Source organism: Nonomuraea fuscirosea, assembly GCF_035917475.1.
GTDB classification, from domain to species: Bacteria; Actinomycetota; Actinomycetes; order Streptosporangiales; family Streptosporangiaceae; genus Nonomuraea; species Nonomuraea fuscirosea.
Genome location: NZ_CP109074.1, coordinates 7,963,278 through 7,987,446, shown reverse-complemented (window position 1 = coordinate 7,987,446; position 24,169 = coordinate 7,963,278). Strand labels below are relative to the sequence as shown.

General features: G+C 72.6%; 21 protein-coding genes. 5 read left to right on the top strand and 16 right to left on the bottom strand.

The features are described from left to right. Positions 1-43: 43 nt before the first annotated feature. From OIE67_RS36290 to OIE67_RS36265, 6 genes are read right to left on the bottom strand one after another with little or no spacing between them, the layout of a single operon-like run. Complete coding sequence (locus OIE67_RS36290; protein ID WP_326629016.1) at positions 44-793, bottom strand: glucose 1-dehydrogenase; 750 nt, start codon at positions 791-793, stop codon at positions 44-46. After that, entirely contained in the window at positions 780-2,900 is a 2,121-nt protein-coding gene (locus OIE67_RS36285; RefSeq protein ID WP_326629014.1) for an acetate--CoA ligase family protein, read from the bottom strand. Before OIE67_RS36285 ends, OIE67_RS36290 begins: the two co-directional genes overlap by 14 nt. Next, positions 2,897-4,405, bottom strand: coding sequence for a class I adenylate-forming enzyme family protein (locus OIE67_RS36280; protein ID WP_326629012.1), 1,509 nt, complete (start codon positions 4,403-4,405; stop codon positions 2,897-2,899). The genes OIE67_RS36285 and OIE67_RS36280 overlap by 4 nt, the downstream gene beginning before the upstream one ends. A 15-nt stretch (positions 4,406-4,420) precedes the next feature. Continuing rightward, positions 4,421-4,744 carry a VOC family protein gene (locus tag OIE67_RS36275; RefSeq protein ID WP_326629010.1) on the bottom strand — a complete coding sequence of 108 codons (324 nt, stop codon included), beginning with the start codon at positions 4,742-4,744 and terminating at the stop codon, positions 4,421-4,423. Next, positions 4,741-5,103 carry a Zn-ribbon domain-containing OB-fold protein gene (locus OIE67_RS36270; RefSeq protein WP_106235027.1) on the bottom strand — a complete coding sequence of 121 codons (363 nt, stop codon included), beginning with the start codon at positions 5,101-5,103 and terminating at the stop codon, positions 4,741-4,743. Before OIE67_RS36270 ends, OIE67_RS36275 begins: the two co-directional genes overlap by 4 nt. A 55-nt stretch (positions 5,104-5,158) precedes the next feature. Next, positions 5,159-7,138, bottom strand: coding sequence for a protein kinase domain-containing protein (locus OIE67_RS36265; RefSeq protein ID WP_326629005.1), 1,980 nt, complete (start codon positions 7,136-7,138; stop codon positions 5,159-5,161). 161 nt (positions 7,139-7,299) lie between these two features. Between OIE67_RS36265 and OIE67_RS36260 the strand changes: the two genes are divergently transcribed. Together OIE67_RS36260 and OIE67_RS36255 are read left to right on the top strand one after the other, a co-directional pair. Continuing rightward, positions 7,300-7,890: an isochorismatase family cysteine hydrolase gene (locus OIE67_RS36260; RefSeq protein ID WP_326629001.1), complete on the top strand. Its 591-nt coding sequence runs from the start codon at positions 7,300-7,302 to the stop codon at positions 7,888-7,890. Next, the gene (locus tag OIE67_RS36255) at positions 7,890-8,627 is read left to right on the top strand and encodes an SDR family NAD(P)-dependent oxidoreductase (RefSeq protein WP_326645566.1); all 738 of its coding nucleotides are present in this window, start codon (positions 7,890-7,892) and stop codon (positions 8,625-8,627) included. The genes OIE67_RS36260 and OIE67_RS36255 overlap by 1 nt, the downstream gene beginning before the upstream one ends. A gap of 12 nt (positions 8,628-8,639) precedes the next feature. On the opposite strand, the gene OIE67_RS36250 is transcribed toward OIE67_RS36255, so the two are convergent. Continuing rightward, complete coding sequence (locus tag OIE67_RS36250; protein ID WP_326628999.1) at positions 8,640-9,857, bottom strand: serine hydrolase domain-containing protein; 1,218 nt, start codon at positions 9,855-9,857, stop codon at positions 8,640-8,642. A 29-nt stretch (positions 9,858-9,886) separates the two neighbouring features. Here OIE67_RS36250 and OIE67_RS36245 point away from each other — a divergent pair, with 29 nt between their 5' ends. Together OIE67_RS36245 and OIE67_RS36240 are read left to right on the top strand one after the other, a co-directional pair. Then, positions 9,887-10,795, top strand: coding sequence for a cyclase family protein (locus OIE67_RS36245; protein ID WP_326628996.1), 909 nt, complete (start codon positions 9,887-9,889; stop codon positions 10,793-10,795). Positions 10,796-10,845: 50 nt separating this feature from the next. Beyond that, complete coding sequence (locus OIE67_RS36240) at positions 10,846-11,439, top strand: TetR/AcrR family transcriptional regulator (protein ID WP_326628993.1); 594 nt, start codon at positions 10,846-10,848, stop codon at positions 11,437-11,439. Here the strand turns inward: OIE67_RS36240 and OIE67_RS36235 are convergent, their stop codons facing one another. From OIE67_RS36235 to OIE67_RS36225, 3 genes are read right to left on the bottom strand one after another with little or no spacing between them, the layout of a single operon-like run. Further along, positions 11,440-12,978 carry an AMP-binding protein gene (locus tag OIE67_RS36235; protein WP_326628991.1) on the bottom strand — a complete coding sequence of 513 codons (1,539 nt, stop codon included), beginning with the start codon at positions 12,976-12,978 and terminating at the stop codon, positions 11,440-11,442. After that, on the bottom strand, positions 12,975-14,039 hold the full coding sequence (locus OIE67_RS36230; RefSeq protein WP_326628989.1) for an LLM class flavin-dependent oxidoreductase: 1,065 nt from the start codon (positions 14,037-14,039) through the stop codon (positions 12,975-12,977). The genes OIE67_RS36235 and OIE67_RS36230 overlap by 4 nt, the downstream gene beginning before the upstream one ends. A 59-nt stretch (positions 14,040-14,098) precedes the next feature. After that, positions 14,099-15,280 (bottom strand): MFS transporter, encoded by a 1,182-nt coding sequence (locus OIE67_RS36225; RefSeq protein WP_326628987.1) that lies wholly within the window; start codon positions 15,278-15,280, stop codon positions 14,099-14,101. 73 nt (positions 15,281-15,353) lie between these two features. Between OIE67_RS36225 and OIE67_RS36220 the strand changes: the two genes are divergently transcribed. Next, the gene (locus OIE67_RS36220; protein WP_326628985.1) at positions 15,354-16,379 is read left to right on the top strand and encodes an ROK family transcriptional regulator; all 1,026 of its coding nucleotides are present in this window, start codon (positions 15,354-15,356) and stop codon (positions 16,377-16,379) included. Between the two features lie 138 nt (positions 16,380-16,517). Here the strand turns inward: OIE67_RS36220 and cpt are convergent, their stop codons facing one another. The 6 genes from cpt to OIE67_RS36190 all read right to left on the bottom strand — a co-directional run bounded on the left by cpt (position 16,518) and on the right by OIE67_RS36190 (position 24,156). Next, entirely contained in the window at positions 16,518-17,051 is a 534-nt protein-coding gene (cpt, locus tag OIE67_RS36215; protein ID WP_326628983.1) for a chloramphenicol phosphotransferase CPT, read from the bottom strand. Between the two features lie 60 nt (positions 17,052-17,111). After that, positions 17,112-18,152, bottom strand: a complete 1,041-nt coding sequence (locus OIE67_RS36210; protein WP_326628981.1) for a trypsin-like serine peptidase — start codon at positions 18,150-18,152, stop codon at positions 17,112-17,114. A 111-nt stretch (positions 18,153-18,263) separates the two neighbouring features. Then, positions 18,264-19,397, bottom strand: a complete 1,134-nt coding sequence (locus OIE67_RS36205) for a M20 family metallopeptidase (protein WP_326628979.1) — start codon at positions 19,395-19,397, stop codon at positions 18,264-18,266. A 10-nt stretch (positions 19,398-19,407) separates the two neighbouring features. After that, positions 19,408-20,955 carry an AbgT family transporter gene (locus tag OIE67_RS36200; RefSeq protein WP_326628977.1) on the bottom strand — a complete coding sequence of 516 codons (1,548 nt, stop codon included), beginning with the start codon at positions 20,953-20,955 and terminating at the stop codon, positions 19,408-19,410. Between the two features lie 76 nt (positions 20,956-21,031). Then, the gene (locus OIE67_RS36195; protein WP_326628975.1) at positions 21,032-22,510 is read right to left on the bottom strand and encodes an ATP-binding protein; all 1,479 of its coding nucleotides are present in this window, start codon (positions 22,508-22,510) and stop codon (positions 21,032-21,034) included. Further along, a complete protein-coding gene (locus tag OIE67_RS36190; RefSeq protein WP_106235047.1) occupies positions 22,507-24,156 on the bottom strand; it encodes an FAD-dependent oxidoreductase in 1,650 nt (549 codons plus the stop codon). The genes OIE67_RS36195 and OIE67_RS36190 overlap by 4 nt, the downstream gene beginning before the upstream one ends. Positions 24,157-24,169 lie beyond the last annotated feature (13 nt).

The window sequence follows — 24,169 nt, the reverse complement described above, 5'->3', positions numbered from 1 at the left end:
CCTAAGTGGTTTAACCGTTAAAGATCTACCTTGTGGTGAGATCTTAGTATCCTGCGCCCGTCAGCAGGCCTCCGTCCACCGTGACCTCGGTGCCCGTGCAGTAACTGGCCTTGTCGGAGGCCAGGAACGCCACCACGTGCGACACCTCCACGGGCTTGGCGAAGCGCTTGATCACCATCGACTTGAGGAACGCCTCGGCGTCCACCTCGGCCATGATGTCCGGGTCCAGGGCCATCGGGGTGTTGATCGCGCCGGGATGCACCGAGTTCACCCGGATCTTGAACCTGGCCAGCTCCCGCGCCGCCGACTTGGTCACGCCGCGGATGCCGAACTTCGACGCCGAGTACGCCGACAGCCCCTCGGCCCCGACGTACCCCTCGATCGAGGAGACGTTCACGATGGAGCCGCGCCCGGCCGCCTTCATGGGCTCGATGACGGACTTGACGCCCAGCCAGGTGCCCTTGAGGTTGACGCCGATCACCCGGTCGAAGTCCTCGGGCGACATGTCGGCGATACGCCGAAATTTCAGGATCCCGGCGTTGTTGACCAGCACGTCGAGGCGGCCGTACACCTCCACCGCCGTCCCCACCGCCCGCTCCCACTCCGCGCCGCTCGTCACGTCGTGACGCACGTACGTGGCCCCCGTCTCCTCCGCCAGCGCCTTGCCCTCCTCCTCCAGCACGTCCCCGAACACCACGCGCGCCCCTTCTTCCAGGAACAGCCGCACGTGCGCCGCCCCCATGCCGCGCGCCCCGCCGGTGATCAGCGCCACCTTGCCGTCAAGCAACCCCATGACATCCTCCTGCCGCGACGGCCACGGCGGCCGCCTCCATGGTGCGGTAGACGGGGATCCCCGCCGCCGCCGCGATCCGCCCGACCTCGTCCTCGACGCCCGCGGGCGCGCAGTCGCCGTTCCTGGTGACCAGGCTGATCCTGGTGCCGGGCCGGTCGGCCTGGGCCGCGGCCAGGGCCCGCGTGTAGGCGTACAGGGGCTCGCCCGGATCTCCGTGCGCGCTCGCGTACGCGAAGAAGGCCTGGACGTTCACGTGCGCCACCACGTCCGCGTACGGGATCCCGAGCGCGTCCAGCACGTCGGCCACCAGCCCGGCCCGGCCCATCGGCCCCACGGGGATCTCCAGCGGGTTGCCGGTCGCCACCACGCCGAGCCCGCGCAGCGCGTCCAGGCGCTCGTCCGGCAGCGGGCCGAGCCGGACCCCGGCCCGGTCGAACGCATCCGCGGCCAGCACGCTCGCGCCGCCGCTCGGCCCCACCACCAGCACGCCGTCCCCGTGCGCCGGGCGCGTGCCGTGGGCCTGGAAGTAGGCGAGCACGCCGATCAGGTCGTCCTGGCTCGTCACCAGCGCCGCCCTCGACTGATCGGCCACCGCCTCCCAGATCCGCAGGTCGCTCACCAGCCCGCCCGTGTGCGAGGCCGCCGCCCGCCGCCCCTGTCCGCTGCGCCCGCCGACCAGCAGCACCACGGGCACGGGCGCGTCGCGCAGGGCCGCGTACAGCTCGCGTCCGTTCCTCGGGTCCTCCAGATACAGGCCGACGGCCCGCGTCTCGGGGTCGCGGGCGAGCCAGCGCAGCAGCTCGGCGGGGGTGACGTCGGCCGCGTTCCCGACGGTGGCGACCCGGCTGAACGCCAGCCCGCGCCGCTCGCCGACCTTGATCACCTCGCCGGCCAGCCCGCCGCTCTGCGAGATCAGCGCCACCGTTCCCGAGGGTCCCAGGCCGCCGCCGACGAACGTCTGCCGGCCGCGCGGGCAGTAGACGCCCATGCAGTTCGGCCCGAGCAGGCGCGTGCCCGCCCCCCGTGCCGCCGCGACCAGCTCGGCCTCCAGCTCCGGCCTTCCCGCCTCGCCGAAGCCGCCGCTCATCACCTGGACGAACGGCACTCCGCGCGCCTGCCGCACCACCTCGGCGCAACGCTCGGCGGGTACGGCGACCAGCGCGTAGTCCACCTCGGCCGCGGCCAGGGAGGACACGGCCGGCACCCCGCTCACCTCGTCCGCCGTGGGATGCACGGCCACCAGCGGCACGCCGGCGGCCCGGTAGAAGCCGAGGAACATGTTCCCGAAGTTCGGCCGCGACGTGGACGCGCCGACCACGGCGACCGCGCCGGGCTCGAACAGCGGCAGGAAGTCCATGACCGGCTCGTCCGCCGAGCCGGGGGAGTCGCCTGCCGCGTACGCAGGGGAGTCGCGTATGGGGTGTTCCGGGTCCGGAACGTACCTGGCGTCGACCGCGATCACGCCCGACGGGCCGGCGATGACCGGGTTCAGTTCGAACTCGCCCAGATCCAGCCGTTCCCACAGCCCGCCCGGCCCGCCGACCGTCATGAGCAGCTTGACCACCGCGTCCACGTCCACGGGCGGGCCGCCGCGCCAGCCGCGCAGCAGGTCGGCCCCGCGCAGCGAGGCCAGCATGCGCCGCGCGTCCTCTTCCGCGATCGGGCAGAGCCGCAGCGCCGTGTCGCGCAGCGCCTCCGTCCACACCCCGCCCAGGCCGGCGAGCAGCACCGGGCCGAACGCGGGATCACGTACCAGCCCGACGATCAGCTCGACCCCGGGCTCGGCCTGCTCCTCCACCAGGAAGCCGGCCGGCCGCAGCCGGGCCGCCAGCTCGGCCGCGGCCGGACCGAGCTCGTCGAACCGCAGGCCCAGCCGGACCGCGCCCGCCTCCGACTTGTGCAGCAGCCCAGGCCCGAACGCCTTCAGCACCAGCGGCTCGGCCAGCCCGGCCGCCGCCGCGAAGCCGGCGCCGAAGTCCGCGGGGGAGCCCGCGTCGGCGCCGGCGCCGGACGTGACGGCGGGGCTGAGGGAGACCACGACGCCGCGCGGCACCGGCACCCCCGCCGCGCCGATCAGCGCCTTGACCTCGTGCTCGTACCCGCTCACCCGTGCAGCTCGCGGATCTTCCTGCGCAGCAGCTTGCCCGGCCCGCCCGAGGCGTCCTGGGAGTGCGGCAGCTCGTCGGCGACCACGATGTGATCGGGCCGCTGGTGCGCGGGCAGCGTGTCGGCCAGGGCCAGCGCCAGCTTGGACGGGTCTAAGGTGTGCCCGGCGCGCGGTACGACGGCCAGCAGCACCCGCTGCTCCTGCGCCCCTTCGGGCACCCCGACCGCCCCGGCCTCGGCCACCCCGTCCAGCGCCGAGGCGGCCTCCTCGATCGCGGCCGGCTGGGTCCAGACGCCGCCCTTGAGTATGGCGTCCTCCTTACGGCCGAGCACGCGCAGGACGCCGTCCGCAGAGACGGAGCCGAGGTCGCCGCCCACGTACCACTCGCCGCGCAGCACCTCCGCCGTCCGGTCGGGCAGGCCGTCGTAGCCGGCCATCCGGTGCGGCCCGGCCAGGTTGATCTCGCCGACCTCGTCGATCACCCGGTTGCCCCGGTGGTCGGTGACGCGCACCGCGTTGCCCGTACGGGCCCGTCCCGAGGAGCCGAGCGGCGTCGAGCCGTCGTCCACCCGGCCCATGCACGTATACGGGGCCTCGGTCTGCCCGTAGTAGGAGTACACCCCGGCCCCGGGTAACCGGTCCTTGATCCGGTCCAGCATGGTCGCGGTCAGCGGCTCGCCGCCCAGCATGATCACCTGGATCGAGGACAGGTCCACGTCCTCGTGCTCGGGCGAGGCCAGCAGCGCCGAGTAGAACGAGGGGATCTGCGACACGTGCGTGACCCGTTCGCGCGGGACGACCCGCAGGAAGTTCGCCGGCCCCCAGTCCTGCTCCAGCACCAGCCGCATCCCCGCGTACAGCGCGGGGCCCACGATGGCGGGGAAGCCGATGCCCCAGATGATCGCGCCCGTCCCGAACACCGAGTCGGGGCCGCGCGGCACGTCGAGCCAGATCTGCGCCGTGGCCAGCGACGACGCGTGCGTGTGCACGACCGCCTTGGGCAGCCCGGTCGTGCCCGAGGTGTAGTAGAGCGCGAGCGGGTCGTCGCCGAACCCGGCCGGCGGCGGCTCCTCGTCCGAGCCGTCGGCCAGCTCCCGTACGTCGATCCAGGTGGTCACGTCCGGCAGCGACGGCCTGATCCGGGCCACGACCGCCTCCACGGTGGCGTCGTACACGAAGGCCGTGCACCCCGACGCCGCCACCACGTCACGCAGCGTCTCCTCCGGCCAGAACGGGTTCAGCGCCGCCGTGACCGCGCCGATCTTGGCGTGCGCCAGGTAGCTCTCGGCCACCCGCAGCGTCTCGTTGAGCAGCGCCGCGACCCGCGTGCCCGGCGTGATCCCGGCGGCGAGCAGGGCGTTGGCGCGGCGGTTGACGTCACGGTTGAGCTCGTCGTAGGTGAAGCGCCGCTCGCCGCAGTACGTCAGCGCCACCCGGTCGGGCGTGCGCATCGCTCCGGCGGTCAGGATCGCGTGGCCGTAGTTGCCGTAGGGTGATCGCGCCATGGGGGAGCCTCCACATCAGAGGGGCGAATAGAGCACGAAGACGTTGCCCGAGGGATCGCGCAGCACGGCCCGTGTCTCGTGCGGCCCCGCCTCGGGAGCCCGCACCACCTCGGCTCCGCGCGCCGCCATCTCCTTCAGCGTCGCGGCGACGTCGTCCACCTTGTACGACGGCGCCGCCGAAGCGGTCACGTGCTCCTGGGGGCCGGCCAGTGCTACGGTCACCCCGCCGCCGTCGAGCGCGGCGAACCGGTCGCCGTCGCGGAACTTCACCGGCAGCCCGTAGAAGGCGATCGCCTCGTCCAGGTCGGTCACGGGGATCAGGACGTTGCCGAGCTTCACGCTGGCCTCCAATGGGGCAGGTCGTCGAGGAACGTCACGCGTACCGGAAGCCCGACGCGCACCCGCTCGGGCGGGCACTCCACCACGTGGCCGAACGCCCGCACCCCTTCCGGCAGGTCCACCCAGGCCATGACGTACGGTTCGCGGCCCTGGTAGCCGGGGGCGAACGAGCGGTGCACCACGGTGTAGGTGTGCACCACGCCGTCGCCCGAGGCCGGCTCGAACACCAGGCTGTCCCCGCCGCACCAGGGGCAGGCGGGCTCGGGGAGGTGGATGCGGCGGTCGCAGGCCGTACAGCGCTGGATGACCAGCTCGCCGCGCACGCAGGCGGCCCAGTAGGCAGAGGTGTCACCGCTCATCGTGCTAGCCAAGCTAGCGCACGCTTGGTTGGCCGACAAGACCCGCCCGAAGCGGTCACTCCACCGGGAACGGCTCCTCCGTCACGGACCCGGCGAACGCCTCCGATTCCACCTCGGACGGCTCGTCGTCGTGCGGGGACGTCTCCGGTGGGGTGGGCGCGGGCAGCGCGCCCGGAGCCTCCGAGAGCGACGAGCCGGACGAGCCCGACGAGCCGGACGAGCCCGACGAGCCGGACGAGCCCGACGAGTCCGGCGCGCCCGAGGAGCCGTCCGGGCCGGACGAGTCGGGCACCTCGGTGCTGCGGGTGCCGACGCCCGGCGCATCGGTGCCGCGCGTGCCGGCGTCGGGTGTGCTGCGGCCCGACGTGCGGCCCGACGTGGGGCCCGACGTGGGGCCGGAGGTGGGGTCAGGGGTGGGGACGGGCGGGCGGCTCGCGGACGGGGAGGCGCTCGCGGACGTGCTGGTGCTCGGGACCGGGCAGGCGGGACCGTTCACCGCCACCTCCCTCACCTGCGGCCCGTTCCCCGCCGCCGGCTCCGTCATGACCAGGATGCCCAGGTACGCCCGGCCGCCGCACGCCACCTCGCCGGGCTCGTGCCTGACCGCGCTGGTGTAGGCGGTGCCGCCGCGCAGGGTGCGGGTCTCCTGCCGGACGGTCCGGGCCGCCTCACCGTCCCCGTCGCGCCGCGTGTACGAGATCCGCAGCCGCACCGTCCCCGTCCCGGCCGCCGCGACGGAGATCGAGCCCGTCGTGCCGCTCCAGCTGAGGATGGTCGCGGCGCGCACCGTGGCGGCCGACCCCGAGGCGCCGGTCCCCTGGTCGCGGGTCCGCGGCGCGGGCGGGGAGGTGGCGCCGGTGGGGAGCGGCGGTGGGGTGGTCGTGCGCGTGGGCGCGCGGGTGGGAACGCTCGTGGAGGGGGCGGGGGCGGGGGCGCGGCTGCGGGAGGGGGTGGCGGGGGCGGCCTCGGTCCTGACCTTGGGCGGCGGCATCAGGATCGTCCCCGGCCCCGCGGGCAGCCCGCCGCCGGACAGCATGATCGCGATCACCGTCGTCACCACGGCCGCGCCCGCCACCCACAGCTGCGGCGGCAGCGTGGGCAGGCGCAGCAGCCGGTCGCGCAGGCCGCTCGCGGCGGGGGCGGCGTGATCGGTCCTGGCCAGCGGGAAGCGCAGCGCGAGCAGCGTGGCCAGCTCCGCCAGGTGACGCCGCCCGCGCTTCTCCCAGTCGGGGCCGTAGTTGGCGACCGCGTCCTGTTCGAGCTCCGCCGCGAACTGCCTGGCGGAGGCGTACCTGACCGCCGGGTCCTTGGCCAGCCCCCGCCTGAGCAGGTCGCGCAGCGCGTCCGGCACCACCTCCAGCGGCACCGGCTCCACCAGGTGCTTGTCCCGCAGCGCCGGGACGTCCTGCGCCCCTTCCGCCCCGTCCTTCTCCGCCCGGTAGGGAGGCCGCCCTCTGACCGCCTCGAACAGCACGCACGCCGCCGCGTACACGTCGGCCGGCGGCCCCGCCCGTTCCTGCGTCCACAGCTCGGGCGCCATGTACGCGGGAGTCCCGGCCGGCACGCCCGGCTCCTCGGCGTGCACCACGACGCCGAAGTCGCTCAGCTTGCTGGTGCCGTCGGCCTGGACCAGGACGTTGTCCGGGCTGACGTCCCGGTGCGGCACGCCCCTCTCGTGTGCGGCGGCCAGGGCCAGCAGCGTGCTCTTGAGCACGGCCAGCGCCGCCTCGGGGCTGGTGCGGCCGTGCTCGGCCAGCAGAGTACGCAGTGAGACGCCGTCCACCAGTTCCATGACCACGGCCGCCCTGGTGGCGGTCTCGACGTACTCGTACAGCCGCACCACGTTGGGGTCGTCGATCTCGACGAGCTGGTGGGTGTCCGACCGGAAGCGGTCCATGAACTCGGTGTCCCTGCGCAGGGTGGCGTTCAGGTACTTGATCGCCACGTACGCGCCCGTGGCCTGGTAGGTGGCGAGGAACACGCGGCCGGTGCGGCCGGAGCCGAGCTGGCGTACTTCACGGTAACCAGGAACCAAGTCCTACCCCCAAGGCAGCCGTCTTCGATTCGACGGTCTCACCCGGGGTGCGGGTTGTCACGACCGGAGATATTTCGCCCCACGTGGATGGGAGATGACGCTGAGTGCCGGTGTTATGCTTCCCAAGCAAGCGCTCGGCTAAGAACAGGTGGAGGTCGCCGGTGGGGCGCGTGGCGGTGCTGGTGATGGAGATGCAACGAGGCGTCGTCGGCGATCTGACGAAATTTCCGGATCTGGTGGAGGCGTGCGCGCGCCGCGACGTGATCGCCAACGCGGCCCTCGTCCTCCGGGCGGCCAGGCGGGCCGAGATCCCGGTGATCCACTGCACCGCCGCCTTCCGGCCCGACCGGGCCGGCTCCCACACCGGCAACTGCCCGTTCATCGTCGCCCTGCTCAAGGATCCCGAGCACATGCTGGAGGGTACGAGCGCCGTCGAGGTCCTGCCCGAGCTGCGCGAGACCGGCGACCTGGAGAACCGCCGGCACCACGGCTTCTCCCCGTTCACCGGCACCTCGCTCGACATGACGCTGCGCTCCCTCGGCGTCTCGTCCGTGGTCGCGCTCGGCGTCTCGCTCAACCTGGGCATCCCCGGGCTGGCGCTGGAGGCGGTCAACCTGGGCTACCGGGTGACGGTGGTCACCGACGCGGTCGCGGGCATCCCCGACGACTACGCGCGGGCCGTGCTGAAGCACACGGTCAGCCTGCTCGCCACCCGCGCCACCGCCGCCGGCCTGGTGGAGGCGTGGCGGTGATGGACGGGCTGCGCCTGGACGGGCGCACGGCGGTGGTGACCGGGGCGGCGGGCGCGATCGGCGCGGCCATCGCGACCGACCTGGCCGCGCTCGGGGCGCGGGTCGTCGTGGCGGACGTGGACCTGCCCGGCGCCGCGAAGGTCGCGGCCACCCTGCCCGGGGCCGAGGCGCTGCCGGTGGACCTGGCGTCGGCGGCGGCGGTGACGGAGTTCGCCGGCGCGGTGGGGCGGGCGGACATCCTGGTGCACAACGCCGGGGTGTCGATCGTGCAGCCGTTCGTCGAGAGCGATCCGGCGGGCTGGGACCTCATGTGGCAGGTCAACCTGCGCGGGCCGATGCTGCTGACCAAGCTGCTGCTGCCCGGCATGCTGGAGCGGGGATGGGGGCGGCTGGTGTTCATCTCCTCCGACGGGGCCAGGGCCGGCTCGGGCGGGGAGGGCGCGTACGCGGCGACCAAGGCAGGCCTCTTCGGCCTGGCCAAGACGCTGGCCCGCGAGGCCGCCAGAGCGCACGTCACCGCGAACGTGGTCTGCCCCGGCCCGACCGACACCCCCATGCTGCGCCGGGTGGCGGAGGCCGAGCCGGGGCTGGTCGACAAGATCGCCAGGGGCATCCCGCTGCGCCGCCTCGGCGCTCCCGCCGACGTGGCGGGCCTGGTCGCCTACCTCTGTACGGAACGCGCCGCGTACATCACCGGGCAGACCCTGTCGGTGAGCGGCGGCGTGACCATGCACTGAACGTCCATGCGCTCACAACGAGTCGTAGACCGACTGCACCAGGCGCAGGGCGCGCAGGTTGCCGGAGACCGCGTCGGCCATCCGGTTCATCACGTACCCGATGGCCAGGCCGCGCCCGGGATCGCCCCAGCCGATGGAGCCGCCCATCCCCGAATGCCCGAACGCGGTCGGCGACGGCGTCGGGAACGTGAGCGACGGCCGCATGAAGCCGAGCCCGAACGAGGTGTCCAGCAGCAGCACCCGGTCGGGGCCGTTCACCCGCGGCCGCAGGGCCTCGGTCAGCGTCTCCTGGCGCAGCAGGTCGCCGGAGATCAGCGCGCGGTAGAACCCGGCCAGCCCTCTGGCGGTGGTCACGACGCCGGCCGCGGGCCAGCCGGCGCGCAGGATCACCGGGTTGTTCGCGCCGCCCTTGAGCAGGTGAATGCCGGGGTTGCCGAGCGCCCGGTTCATCAGGCTGTGCGGGTCCAGCGCCGCCTGCACCATCCGCGCCAGCACATCATCCGGCCGCCCGCCGGCCTGGCCTTCCGTGGCGCCGGTTCCCGTGCCCGACGGGGCTCCCGTGGTGCCGGGCCGTTCGCCCGCCGGGGTCTTCGTGGCGTCGGGGCGTTCGCGGGCCTTGAGCCGCGCCGTGCGGGCGATCACCTCCTCCGGCGCCCCCACCCACAGCTCCAGGTCCAGGGGGCCGGCGATCTCGGCGGCGACCAGCTCGCCCACCGACTTGCCCGTCACCCGCCTGATCACCTCGCCCACCAGGAACCCGTACGTCAGCGCGTGGTACCCGTGCGCCGAGCCCGGCTCCCACAGCGGCTCCTGGCCGGCCAGCCGGGCCGCGATGGCCGGCTGGTCCTCGAACTCCTCCACCGGCACCGGCTCCGCCACCACCGGCAGCCCGGCCTGGTGGCTGAGCAGGTGCTCGACGGTGACCGCCGCCTTGCCGCCGGCCGCGAACTCCGGCCAGTACGCGGCCACCGGCGCCCGTACGTCCACCAGCCCCTGCTCCACCAGCCGGAGCAGCACGGCGGCGGTGAGCGCCTTGGTGCAGGAGTAGGCGAAGGCGGGGGTGTCCCGCTCCCAGGCCCGGCCGGTGTGCCGGTCGGCCACGCCGTCCCACAGGTCCACGACCGGCTCGCCGTCCAGATAGACGGCGAAGGCGGCGCCCAGCTCCTCGCCGTCGGCGAAGTTCCGCTCGAAGACCTCGCGTACGCGGGAGAACCGAGGATCGCAGTGCATCAGACCTCCGCCAGGAAGGAAGTGCTTACTTGGCTGCCGAGCCTAACAACTGGGGACGATTCGGCCCAGACGATCAGCGGGGGACCCTCAACCTCCTCACCCCGGCCGTCGTCCTGGACGCCCTGCGCAGCGCCACCACCGGCGAGGTGCTGAGCCTGGCCATGCCGATCAGGGGCGCCACCTCCTCGCCGGCGCCGCAGAGCGTCCCGCACCTGCCGGGCCGCCCCCTGCCGCAGCACTTCATGTCCGTGGACGGCGGCGACTACGCGGCCGGGGCCCGGCCGATCGGCGCGGGCCTGCGGGTGGCCGACGACGCCCTGGTCGTCACCGGGCACGGCACGACGACCCACATGGACGCGCTGTGCCACATGTGGTCCGGCGACGAGCTCTACAACGGCCATCCGGCGGCCAGGGTCCGCTCCTACGGCGCCACCCGGTGCGGCATCGAGCGCGTGGGCGGGATGGTGGCCAGGGGAGTGCTGTACGACCTGCCCGGCAGGCTCGGCCTCGACCACCTGCCCGTGGGATACCGGGTCGAGGCGGACCTGCTGGCGGAGATCGCCACGCCGGCGCCGGGGGACGTGGCGGTCGTCCGTACCGGATGGCCGGTGGTGTGGCAGCGCTCGCGCGAGGAGTACTGGTCGGGCCAGCCGGGACTGTCGGCGGACGCGGGCCGCTGGCTGGCGGCGCACGACGTCGCGGCGGTCGCCTCCGACAACGCCGCCATCGGCGGGCTGAACGCGCGCGGCCTGGCCGACGAGCCGATCGAGGACGACCTGCATCTGATCCTGCTGCACCGGCACGGCATCCATCTGATCGAGATGCTCTGGCTGGAGGAGCTGGCCGCGGCGGGGCGCACCACGTTCGTGTTCGTGGCGGCGCCGCTGCGGATCGAGGGCGGCACGGGCAGCCCGCTCACCCCGCTCGCCATCCTCTGATCGCCGGCGGAAGTGGACGTGCGGGGCCCCGCCCCGGAGAATGCGGGACCATGAGCGACCGACCGGGCCTGCGCGAACGTAAGAAGGCCAAGACCAGGGCGTTGATCCAGAAGGAGGCGCTGCGGCTCTTCCGCGAGCAGGGATACGCGGCCACGACGGTCGAGCAGATCGCGGACGCGGCGGAGGTGGCGCCCAGCACCGTCTTCCGCTATTTCGCGACAAAAGAGGACCTGGTGATGGTCGACCAGTTCCCGCCGCTCATGGAGGCGCTCGACGCGGTGCCGCCCGGCGCCGGTCCCGTCGCGGCCGTGCGGATGGCGATGGCGGCGGTGATCGAGGCGCAGACGCCGCAGGAGCGCGCCGACAGCCTGGAACGGGAGCGGCTGATGTTCTCGGTGCCCGAGCTGTGGGCGTCGAGCATGGAGAACGTCACCGGCGTGATCAACGCGCTGCGGGAACGGCTGGCGGCCCGCGAAGGGCGCGACCCGGACGATCCGGAGCTGCGCAACGTGACCGGCGCGATCATCGGGGTGATGCTCGCCCTCTGGTTCGAGTGGGTGAAGGACCCCGAGACGGACGCGCCGGCCCAGCTCGACCAGGCGCTGCGGCACCTGGAGGCGGGGCTGCCGCTGCCCAGGGGCTGATCAGGCGCCGCCCGGATAGCCACCGCCGCCGTGGGCCGCGTCCAGGGCGTCGTAGTCCGGGGTGAAGCCGCGTTTGGGGATGCTGTCCACGAAGGTCACGTGCCTGGGCTTCTTGTACGACGCCAGCAGCGTGCGTACGTGCTCGATCAGGTCGTCGGCGGTGACCCCGCCCGTGACCCCGCCCGTGACCCCGCCCGTGACCCCGCCCGCGGCGTCCGGGCGCAGGGCGACGACGGCCTTGACCGCCTGCTGCCAGCCGGGGTCGGGGACGCCGATGACGGCGGCGTCGGCGACGGCGGGGTGCGTCTTGAGCGCCCGTTCCACCTCGGCCGGGTAGACGTTCTCGGCGCCCGACTTGATCATGCGCAGTTTGGGGCCGATGAAGGTGAGGGTGCCATCGGGTTCGCGGCGGCCGAGGTCGCCGGTGTGATGCCAGCCGTACGCCGTCTTTTCCGCATTTAAGTCGGGTCGGGCGAAATATCCTGAGAAGAGGGTCTTGCCGCGGGCGCAGATCTCCCCGACCTCCCCCACCGGCACCTCCGTGCCGTCCGGAGCCAGCAGCCGCACCTGCACCAGCGGCGACGGCCGCCCCGCGAACCCGGCCCCGCCCTCCGCCAGCCCCAAAAACGTGAGCATGCCGCCCACCTCGGTCTGCCCGTACCCGCCCATCTTGGAGCGGCACCACGGCGAGTCGTCCACGGTGATCATGTCGTCCCACTCGGCGGAGTGGGAGACGAAGCGCAGCGAGGACAGGTCGTACTTGCCGCCCGCGTTCGCCTTCGCCACCGCGTCGATCATCGGCCCGAACAGGAACGCCTGCGTCACCCGCTCGGCGTCGATCAGCCGGCAGACCTCCTCGGGGTCGAACGCGGGGGTGAAGACGTTCGTGCCGCCGATCTGGAACGTGGCCAGGCAGAACATCATCGTGCCGACGTGGAAGAGCGGCCCGTTGCTCAGGAAGGTGAAGCCGGGCTCCATCCGCCGGACGACCAGCAGCGACGTGGCGTGCGCGACGAGCGCGGCGCTGCTCAGCAGGGCGGCGCTGGGCCGGCCGGCGAAGGCGGCGGTGTAGAGGGCGAGGACGGGCTCGGCGTCGTCCACCGGGCCGAACTCGCGCGCGGACGCCTCCGCGATTGCCCGCTCGTACTCCTCGCCCGCCTGGAGCCACGTCCCCGCGCCGGCGGCGCGCAGGGACGTGGTGGCCTCCGACGGCTCGAACACGACGACGGCGGGGGTCAGGTCGTCGAGCACGAAACGCAGCTCGTCCGGCGACTGCCGCCAGTTGGCCGGGCAGAACACGGCGCCCAGCCGCGAGCAGGCCAGCAGCAGCTCCAGCACGGCGTGCGCGTTCTGTCCCAGCCACAACACCCGGTCGCCGGTCGAGACGCCGGCGCCGGCCAGCGCCGCCGCCAGCCGGATCACCCGCAGGTCCAGCTCGGCGTAGGTGTGGCGGAGCTCGCCGTCCACGGTGGCGGTCACGCCGGGGCGGCTGCGGGCGTGGTCGGCGAGGACGTCGGACAGCGACAGGCTGTGGATCATCGTCGGTCTCCAAAGGCCGGCATGACTTCGGTCGCGAAGAAGCGCATGACCCGCTTCATCTCCTCCAGCGGCATCGGCCTGGTGCTGCCGAAGTCGCACAGGAGGTTGCTGAACCCGGCGTCCCTGAGCAGCGAGATCTGCTCGATCACCCGTGCCGGGTCGCCGATCACCTCCAGTTGCTCCCAGCGGAACTCGGTCGAGACCGAGCCGCCCTTGAGGTAGCGGTCCTGGTAGTACTCGAAACCCTGCGCGGCCCGGCCGGTCCTCGGGTCGATCGGGGCGCTGCGCTCGTTGAAGATGCGCGAGCGGTCGAACGACGCCTCGAACCGCTCCTGGTCGGCGCGGGCCTGTTCGAGGGTGGGGGCGACGTACACGCTGCGGGCCACCACGAGGTCGGCCCGCTCCTCGTGTCCCGCCCGCGCGGCCGTCTCCCGCCAGGTCTCGGCCGCCTTGACGACCTTCCTGAACGGCGCCGCCGGGTCGGCCAGGATGGGCAGGCCGCGTTCGGCGTACATGGTGACGGTCTCGGGCGAGACGGCCGCGACGTGCAGTGGCGGATGCGGGCTCTGCAGCGGCCTGGGCACCAGCGACACCTCGGCCCCGGTCTTGTAGAACTTCCCCTCGTGCTGGTACGAGTCCTGCGTCCAGAGCCCGACGATCACCTCCAGCGCCTCGTTGAACCGGTCCCGCGCCTCGGCCAGGTCGATGCCGAACCCCTCGAACTCGAAGCTCTGGTACCCCCGCCCGATGCCCAGCTCCAGCCGCCCGCCGGACAGCACGTCCACCAGCGCGGCCTCTTCCGCGACGTGGACCGGATCGTGCAGCGGCAGGACCACGATGCCGGTGCCGAGCCGCAGGTCGGTGGTGCGGGCGGCGGCGTGGGCGAGCATGGTGAACAGGTTGGGGACGACGCCGTAGTCGCGGAAGTGGTGCTCGGCCAGCCGTACCCCGTCGAACCCCAGCTCCTCGGCCAGCTCGATGAGCTCCAGGTGGTAGTCGTAGACGTCCTTGAAGCTCTGTCCGTCGAAGCGGTGGAAGAGGTGGAAGGTCGAGAACTTCATGCGGCGGCCTCTCGCTAAACCAAGCGCTCGCTTGGGAGCGTACCACGCGACGGTTCTGATCAGTCCCGCGCGCCCGCGAATTGCCCGTCCCGGACGGGCGCCGGGGCAGTGGCGGAAGAGGAGGGCCGCACGGCCGGGGCCAGCAGCGTCAGCAGCACCACCACGCCGGTGATCACGGCGAAGGCCGCGGGATAGGACAGCCCGCCCGCCACCCACCCCGTCACCGCGGGGGCGACGAGCCCCGAGAGGTACGTGATCGTGGCCACCCCCGCAACCCCCTCGCCGGGCGTCGCGCTCTTGTTGCCCGCCGCCGCGATCGCCAGCGGCACGATCACCGCCACGCCAAGGCCGAGCAGCGCGAAGCCGGTGACGGCGAGGGCGGGCGTGCGGGACAGGACCACGATCAGGCCCCCGAGCGCGGCCACCGACCCGCTGATCCGCACGGTGCGCACCGGGCCGAGCAGGCGGATGACGCGGTCGCCGAGCAGGCGGGTGCCGGCCATGCAGAACATGAAGACCGTGTAGCCGGCGGCGCCCACTCCGGGCCCCGCGTCGGTGACGGCGGTGATGTAGACGGCCGACCAGTTCGCGCTGGCTCCTTCGGCGAAGGTGGCGCAGAAGCCGACGACGCCGATGAGGGCGATCGCGCGGGCGGGCAGCGCGAAGCGGCGCGGCGCGGGGCCGGTGGCCGGGCCGCGGTCGTCGGCGAGCAGGCCGCGGCCGGTACGGGCGCCGATCAGGACCAGGACGGCGGCGATCGCCGTGAGATGTGCGCGGGCGTCGACGCCGGCCTGCGCGGCCAGGGCGCCGAGACCGGCCGCGGCCAGGCTGCCGACGGCCCACATGCCGTGCAGCCCGGACATGATCGGCCGGCCGAGGCGGCGTTCGAGGACGACGGCGTGGGCGTTCATGGTGACATCCGACATGCCCGCCGCGGCGCCGAACAGCAGGAACGCGATGAACAGGCCGGGGGTCGAGGGGGAGAGGGCGGGCAGCGCGAGGGCCGCGCACCACAGGGCGATGAGTAAGCGGGTGGCGGTGCGGGAGCCGATCCGGTACGCCAGGCGACCGGCCATGGGCATGCCGACGAAGGCGCCGATCGGCGTGCACAGGAGCACCAGGCCGAGGACGCGGGGGTCGAGGCCGAAGTGCTCCTGCAGCCAGGGGATGCGGGTGGACAGGCTGCCGGCCACGGCTCCGTGGACGAGGAAGACCGAGGCGATGGCGCGATGAGGGCTCATGCGCCGAAAACTATCAGGCAGGGTTCCTGATGAAAAGAGCTTTCAGGCAGGGTTCCTGATTATTATGGGAAGCATGAAGACCGCGACCCCTTCCACGGCCCGGGCGATCAACGACCGGCTGGCGCTCGACCTGCTGCTGGAGCGGGGCCCGCTGAGCGCTCCCCAGCTCCGCTCACTGACGGGGCTGTCCAGGCCCACCGTGTCCGACCTGATCGAGCGGCTCATCGACAGCGGCCTGGTCGAGGTCGCGGGGGAGTCGGGGGAGGACAGGCGCGGGCCCAACGCGCGGATCTACGGGCTGGTGGCCGGCCGGGCCCACGTCGCGGGGGTGGACCTGCGGCGCGACATCGTCCACGTCACCGTCGCCGACCTCACCGGCCGTACCGTCGGCTCGGCCGGCCGGCCGATCGGCGGTGATCTGGTGGATCTCGTCGAAGGCGTCCTGGCCGAGGCGGCGGGGCGGCGGAGCCTCGACACCGTCGTGGTCGGGGCGCCCGGCCTGGTCGCGCCGCGCGACGGCGAACTGGTGTCGTCCAACGACGTGCCGGGGTGGCGATCAGGGCTGGTGGCGTCCTGGCGGGAGCGGCTCGGCGTCCCGGTGGTGCTGGAGAACGAGGTCAACCTGGCAGCCGTGGCCGAAGCGCGCGGCGGGGTGGCGCAGAACGCCGAGGACTTCGTGCTGCTCTGGCTGGGCGACGGGGTCGGGGCGGCGGTCGTGCTCGGCGGGCGGTTGCGCCGGGGGGCGTCGGGAGGGGCGGGCGAGATCGGGTACCTGGAGGTGGACGGGACCGCGTTCTGCAACCTGGTGACCTCGGCCGTCGCGCGCGGCCTGGCCCGTACGGAGTTCGCGGCCCGCATCGCCAAGGGCGCCGCCGCCTTCGTCTCGCTGCTCGACCCCGGGCTCGTCGTGCTCGGCGGCGAATGCGGGCGTGACGGGGGCGCGGAGCTGGCCGAGGAGGTGGCCGCCCGGCTGCGCGACCTGGCGCCCGCTCCCACCGAGGTGCGCGCCAGCACGGTCAAGGGCGATCCGGTGCTCCAGGGCGCCGTGCTGACGGCCCTCGACCTGACCCGCGACCGCGTCTTCGGCGTCTCGGCCTGACGGCTCCCGCCTGACGGCTCCCGCCTGACGGCTCCCGCTGTCAGGCCCGTGACGGCGCGGCGTCGCGGGAACAGGCGGCGCGGCGACGCGGGAACGGGCGGCGCGGCGGCGGCGCGAACGGCCTGGGCCGGGGATCCTCTACCGGGTCCTGGCGGCGATGGCCCGCGCGCACTCCAGAGCCTCGGTGCGGCTGGTGTCCACCTCCAGGTCGTAGTGCACGCCCTCGTGCACCACCTCGGCCTGCTGCGCGGCCATCCCGCGGACCCGGTCGCCGCGGGCGATCTCCCGGCCCTCCGCGACCGCGACGTCACATCGGACGCCCACCCACAGCACCTCCAGCCCGGTGAGGACGTCCTCCCACCGCTGCTGAGAGGACGGCCCGCCGAGGAAGACGTCGTCGATGACGATCCGGCCGCCGGCGCGGGCCATCGCGGCGATGCCCGCCCGCCAGGCCGCCTCCAGCCGCATGAACTCCGGCCCGACGCTCACCCCGCCGTCAGGGGCGAACTCGATGCCCGCCGCCGAGCCCTCCATGGACGCCGGCATCGACTCGACGAAGGAGTCGACGCCGGCGGCCAGCCACGGCTCCGGCAGGATCGCCTGGAGACAGCGGGTGATGCCCGACTTGCCGGAACTGGAGCCGCCGTTGAGCACGATCACTTGAACAGTCACCGCCCCACCCTAGAAGCCGGGCACATGCCACCGGCAACTCCTTTTCCGCTGGTGAAGGCCCTATCGGGTGATGACGCCGGTCCAGTTCACGGTGGCGCGCCGCCAGACCTGAGCCGCCTCCGTGCCGAAGTACGGTGACACCCCGGTGTCGTACCGGCCGTCGCCGTCGGTGTCGGAGACGCTGATCGTGACGCCGCTCAGCAGACCGAGGCCGCTGTCCGCCGCGTAGCCGCTCAGCCACGCCGACCCGATCGAGCCCGCACCGGTGAACGGGGACTCCGCGCCGACCGGCTGGTCCATCCGCGGAAGGCCCACCGACGCCGCGAACGTGGCCCCCGCCGACCGTTCGAGGGTCGCGCCCGAGTACGGACGGCTGCCGTCCGGATGCGCCCCGGCCGGGAAGCCGAGGACGTCGACCGGCGGCCCGACCGGCTGGTTGTAGGCGAAGCCCTGCCCGCCGACGACGTCGAGCAGCCGGCCGACGTTCGTGAACGCGCCGGGCGAGGAGGAGACGACGCCCTGGTACACGTTGGCGAAGGCGTAGTCGCGGACGTCGTCGAAGGGGTAGGGGGCGGTGCCCAGCTTGCCCACGTACAGGCCGAAGGGGGCCGTGCCGGTGGCGTGGCCGGGGACGAAGACCCACTTGCCGAGGGCGCCCATCGGCGCCTCGACGTCGAACACGCAGTGGCCGGCGGTCGCGACGAGGTTGCGGTACTGGCCCTGCACGGCCGTGCCGGTGCACCAGTGGGGCTCGTTGTCGCTGCCGATGAAGTACACCTTGCCCGAGGGCGTGGGCGCCGTCCCGTCAGGGGCCGCGGGCCCGCCCGCCGCCACCGGAGGGAAGGAGCCCGGCTTCCCGTCGGGGACGATCTCCACGGTCGAGCGCTCCGCGGCCATCTCGGTGTGCACGGTGTAAGGGGTGGCGGCGCGCAGGTTGGCGCCGTCGTCGGCGAGCCAGAACTGCGCGACCTGCCGCGCCGTCTCGGAGGTGTCGGCCAGCTTCACCGTCGCCACCTCCACGGCCGCCCAGGCCGGTGCGGTGACGGCGCCGCTACTTACAGTAACTAGGCCGATGCCTAACGCGATCAGTGCACGCCTCAAGTCGGATCTCCCGTCGAATCGGGGGCCTCGGATCAGGGGCCCCAGGTGGACGGCAAGATCGTAACCCGGGAGGGCGTCATGATCCTAGAGAAATTGGATCACATGTTCGACTCATGCCAGGGCCGAGAGCAGGCCGATGGTCAGGGCCGTACGTTCCGGGATGTGCTCCACCAGGACGTGCTCGTGCCGGGCGTGCGCGCCGTCGCCCACGGCGCCCATGCCGTCGAGGACCGGGCGGCCGAGCGCGGAGACGAAGTTCCCGTCGCTGGCCCCGCCGACGGCGACCTCGTCCACCAGCCAGCCGAAGCCGGCCGCCACCTCCTGGGTCTCCTTGAACAGCCGCTGCGAGGCGGGGTTGGGCGTCATCGGCGGGCGGTTCCACTCGCCGGTGGCCGAGATGGTGACGCGGGGGTCGGAGACCGTCAGGTCGGCGAAGAGGTCGTCGATGCGGCCCATCTCCGCCGGATCGGTCACCCGCACGTCCACGCCGCACGTCGCCCGCCCGGCCGAGACGTTGCGGCCGGTGCCGCCGCTGATCAGGCCGACGTTCACGGTGGTGCCGCGCTCGCGGGAGCCGGCCCGGGCCAGCGTGGTGACGATCTCGGCCAGGGCGTGGATCGCGCTCGCCCCCGCGTACGGGTCGAGCCCGGCGTGCGCCTCGATCCCCGTCACGCTCACGTTGAACAGCCCCACGCCCTTGCGCGCCGTCTTGAGCGCCCCGTCCATGGACGCCTCGAACACCAGCGTGGCCAGGGCGTCCTCGCTGGCCGCCTCGATGTGCTCGCGCGAGGACGGGCTGCCGATCTCCTCGTCGCCGGTGAACAAAAACCGCACGCTCGGATGCGGCAGCCCCAGCTCGCGCAGGCCGCGCAGCGCCCAGACGGACTGCACGAGCCCGGTCTTCATGTCGAACACGCCCGGCCCGGTCGCCTTGCCGTCCACGACCGCGAACGGCCAGCCGCTCAGCGTGCCGATCGGCCAGACGGTGTCGTAGTGGCTGAGCATGAGCACGGTGCCGGGGGCGGTGCCCTGGTAGGTCAGCTCCAGGATGTCGCCGTGCTGGCCGCCCTCGTGCAGGATCTCGTCGTCCGGCGTGCCGAGGTGACCGACCGTCCGGGAACGGATCTCCCGCAGCCCCTTGACCAGCATCGCCTTGTCGTAGCTGTGGGTCTCCAGCTCGACCACGGCCCTGAGGTCGTCGAGCATGGCCGGCAGGGCCTGCCGGGTCCAGTCGGTGATCAGCACGAGATTCCTTTCACGAGGGAACGGGCGCTCCAGGGCCGAGCGGGATGCCGAGCCACCAGAACACGAAGAACAGCAGCGTCCAGACGACGAGCAGGGTGAACGCGAGCGGGATCGTCATCGAGGCCAGCGTGCCGATCCCGGCCGAGCGGCGGTAGCGCTGCAGGAAGCCGAGCGCCATCACGAAGTAGGGGCTCATCGGCGTGATCGCGTTGGTGCACGAGTCGGCGATCCGGTAGAGGGCCTGGGTGTATTCGGGCGGGATGTCGAGCAGCATCAGCATCGGCACGAACACCGGCCCGACCAGCGCCCACTGGGCCGAGCCGCTGGTCACCACCAGGTTGATCACGGTGACCACGAGCAGGATGCCGAGGAAGACGACGGGCCCGCTCACCCCGGCGGTGCGCAGCAGGCCGGCCCCGTTGACGGCGATGATCTCGCCGATGCCGGTCCACTTGAAGTAGGCGAGGAACTGCGAGATCGCGAAGAACAGCACCAGGATGGGCGCCATCTCGCGCAGCCCGTGGGCCATGAAGCCCGGGATGTCCCTGCTGCTGGTGACGGTGCCCGCGGCCCTGCCGTACGCCCAGCCGACGGCCAGGAACGCGAGACCCAGGAAGACGGCGATCGAGGTGAGCAGCGGCGACTGTACGATGCTGCCGCCCTCGCCGCGCAGCGGTGAGCCGGCCGGCAGGACGGCCGCCACCGTCGCGGCCAGGAACACCACGAGCGTGATCAGGGCGTTGCGCAGGCCCCGGCGTTCCCGGGGGCTGAGCGTCAGCGAGCCGAGATCGTCCTCCCCGGCGTCGGGATCGACGGGCAGCGACTCGACCCGGCGGGCCAGGATCCGCTCGGTCACCACGGTGATGGCCGCCGCCAGCAGCAGCGACGAGACGATGGAGAAGTAGTAGTTGGCCAGCGGCGTGACCAGGTAGGCCGGGTCGACGGTGTGGGCGGCGGCCGTGGTCAGCCCCGACAGGATCGCGTCCACCGGCGTGACGAGCGGGCTGGCGTCGTAACCCGCCGAGATCGACACGAACGCCACCACGATGCCCAGGATCGGGCTGCGGCCCACGGCGCGGAAGGCGAGCGCGCCGAGCGGGATGAGCACCACGTACGCGGCGTCGGTGGCCACGTGGGCGATCATCCCGGTGAACGCCAGCGCGAACGTCACCCACTTCGGCGACACCTTCGCCACCCCGCCGCGCAGCACCGCGGCCAGCAGCCCCGACCGCTCGGCGACCGCGACGCCGAGCATGACGACGAGGATGGTGCCGAGCGGCGGGAACGAGGTGTAGTTCTCGATCGCGTCGCCGACCATCATCCGCACGCCCTCGACGGACAGCAGGTTCCTGGCCGCGACGGTCTTGCCCGAGGCCGGGTTGACGGCGGAGACCCCGGCCGCCGCCAGCCCCCAGCTCACCAGGCCGAGCAGCCCGCTCAGGATGACGAACAGCCAGAACGGGTGGGGCAGCTTGTTGCCCAGGCGTTCGATGCCGCCGAGCACTCTGAGGAGCGTGTTCAGTCCACGCGAACCCGCCAACGCCTCCGACGTGCTCACCGGCCCGCCTCCTTCCCGCATTTCGGTCACCCATTACATGCGGTCAGTAAGCGTTCTGACAAGTCAGGGTCGGGAATCAGTCAGTGTTCGCGGGCTCACGCAGCGGCAGGCGTACCTCGAACCAGGTGTCACCCGGCACCGAGCGGACCTTGATCTCACCGCCGTGCCGACCGGCCACGATGCGGTAGGAGATGTCGAGGCCGAGCCCCGTGCCCTCGCCCACGGTCTTGGTGGTGAAGAACGGCTCGAAGATCCGGTCCTTGATCGCCTCCTCCACGCCGTGACCGGTGTCGCCGATCTCGACGATCGCCTCGTCCTCGTCGTGTGCGGTGCGGATGGTGAGCGTGCCCTCCTCGCCCATCGCGTCGAGCGCGTTGTGGACCAGGTTGGTCCAGACCTGGTTGAGCTCGCCCGCGTAGCAGGGGATCTCGGGCAGCGTGCGGTCGTAGTCGGTGACCACGCTGATGCCGGGCGGGATCTTGCCGCGGAAGATCGCGATGGTGCTGTCGAGCAGCTCGTGCACGTCCACCTGCTGGAACGGCGCCCGGTCCATCTGGGAGTACTGCTTGGCCGAGCGGATGAGCGTGGTGATGCGCTCGGTCGCCTCGGTCACCTCGTTGAGCATCTGCGAGATCTCGATGGCCTCGGCCAGCCAGTGCAGCGCCGACGGGGTGTGCTCCTCGCCCACCTTGGCGCGGATCTTCTGCAGGTAGGCGTTGTTGAAGCCGGCGTTGACCAGCGCCGGGGTCAGCTCCCATGCGTCCTCGACGCCCAGCTCCTCCAGCGCCTCGCCCAGCTCGTCCTCGGCGTCGGACATCTCCATCGGCGAGCGCTGGGGCTGGTTGCCCAGGTTGCTCGTGCACGCCTCCTGCGCCTCGATCAGCGCGCGCAGCTTGTCGGGCGCGATGCCGGCCTCGGCCAGGTTGGCCAGCTGCATGCGCGAGTTCTTGATCAGCGTACGCAGTTCGCTCACCGCGCGCACGGCGGCCGCGGCCGGGTTGTTCAGCTCGTGCGTGAGCCCGGCCGTGATCGTGCCGAGCGCGGTCAGCCGCTGCCGCCGGTCGATGATCTCCCGCTGCATCCGCCCGCCGGACATCAGCCCGTCGAGCAGGTGCATCGCCATGGGGAACCACTCGGCCACGATGTAGGCGAACTTTTTGGCCGGCAGCATGAAGAGGCGCGACGGCGCGGTGGCGCGCAGCGTGTGCTGATAGGTCTGCGGCGCCCGGTCGCCCAGGTAGGCCGAGGTGGCGCCGCCGTAGACGCCGGGCTGGGAGGTACGCGGCATCGCGACGGTCCCGGCGCTGACCGTCTCGCTGATCATCTGGATCTCGCCGTCCAGCAGCACCGCGAAGCACTCGGCCGGCTCGCCCTGCCGCAGGACGTCCTCGTCCTGGCCGTAGGTCTGCACCCGGCCGCTCAGCGCGAGCTTGGTGAGCTGCTCGTCGGTGAGCCGCTCGAACAGGAAGAGCTTGCGCAGCTCGTCGATGTCGATGCCGGGCTGGGTGGGGGCGGCGGCGGTCTCGGCGCCGCAGCCGTAATCGGTGTCGCTCATTGCTTCTCCAGGTAACGGTGCACGAGCGCGACGGCCATCGCGCCTTCCCCGACGGCGGAGGCCACCCGCTTGATCGACTCGGCGCGCACGTCGCCGGCGGCCAGCACTCCGGGCACGTTGGTCTCCAGGTAGTACGGCTCACGCCGCAGCGGCCAGTTGCGCGGCCGCCGCCCTCCCTGCACCAGGTCAGGACCCGTCAGCACGAAGCCGCGCGCGTCGCGTTCGACCGTCTCGCCCAGCCAGGACGTGTACGGCTCGGCCCCGATGAAGACGAACAGCCACTGCGCGTCCACCGTGCGTTGCTCACCTCGGGTGGACAGCGTCAGCCGCTCCAGGTGACCGCCGCCGGCGCCGCCGACGACCTGGGTCTCACAGTGCACCTCGATGTTGGGGATCGCGGCGATCTGCTCGATGAGGTAGTGAGACATGGACTTCTCCAATCCATCACTCCTCACCAACAAATGAACCTTGCTCGCGAATCCCGACAGGTAGACGGCGGCCTGGCCGGCCGAGTTGGCCGCCCCCACGATGTACACCTCGGTGTCCTTGCACGCGGGCGCCTCGGTCAGGGCGGCGCCGTAGAAGACGCCCCGGCCGACGAACTCGTCGAGGCCGGGCGCGTCCAGCCGCCGGTAGGTCACGCCGGTGGCCAGGATCACCGCGTGCGCCGCGATCTCCCCGCCGTCCTTGAACCCGACCACGCGCGCCTGCCCGCGCGGCTCCAGGCTGATCACCTTGCGCGCGGTCAGCAGCTCGGCCCCGAACTTCTGCGCCTGCCTGCGCGCCCGGTCGGCCAGCTGCTGACCGGAGACGCCGTCGGGGAAGCCCAGGTAGTTCTCGATCCTGGAGCTCTGGCCGGCCTGCCCGCCGGAGGAGTAGGCCTCCACCAGCACGGTCTTGAGCCCTTCCGAGGCTCCGTAGACGGCGGCGCCGAGCCCGGCCGGGCCGCCGCCCACCACGATCAGGTCGTAGAAGTCGGTGGCCGGCGTCGTGGACAGGCCCACCGCCGTGGCCAGCGTGGCCTGGTCGGGCGACTCCAGCGTCTCGCCGTCGGAGGTCACCACCAGCGGCAGGTGGCAGCCCTCGCCGGCCGCCTTCACCAGCTGCGCGCCCTCCGGGTCCTCGGCCAGCATCCACTGGTACGGGACGTGGTTGCGGGCCAGGAAGTCACGCACCTTGTACGACTGCGCCGACCACCGGTCACCCACCACCCGCAGCTCGGTCCGCTCGATCCGCTCGGTGCGCAACCAGGCGTCGAGCTGGCCGTCGATCACCGGATAGAACTTCTCCTCGGGCGGGTCCCAAGGTTTGAGCAGATAATGGTCCAAATCCACCACATTGATGGCCTGAATCGCCGCGTCGGTGTCTGCATAGGCGGTCAGCAGCACCCGGCGCGCGTACGGGTACAGATCCATGGCGGCCTCAAGGAACTGCACCCCGTTCATCTGCGGCATGCGGTAGTCGGCCAGGATCGCCGCCACCTCGTCACCCCGCAGCCGCATCTCCTTCACCGCGTCAATGCCGTCTCTGGCCGTCTCCGCGCGGACGATGCGGTATTCCTGCCCGTAGCGGCGTCTCAGATCACGGGCGACCGCCCGCGAGACGCCTGGGTCGTCGTCCACCGTCACGATGACCGGCTTGTCCATCTCCCGTACGCCC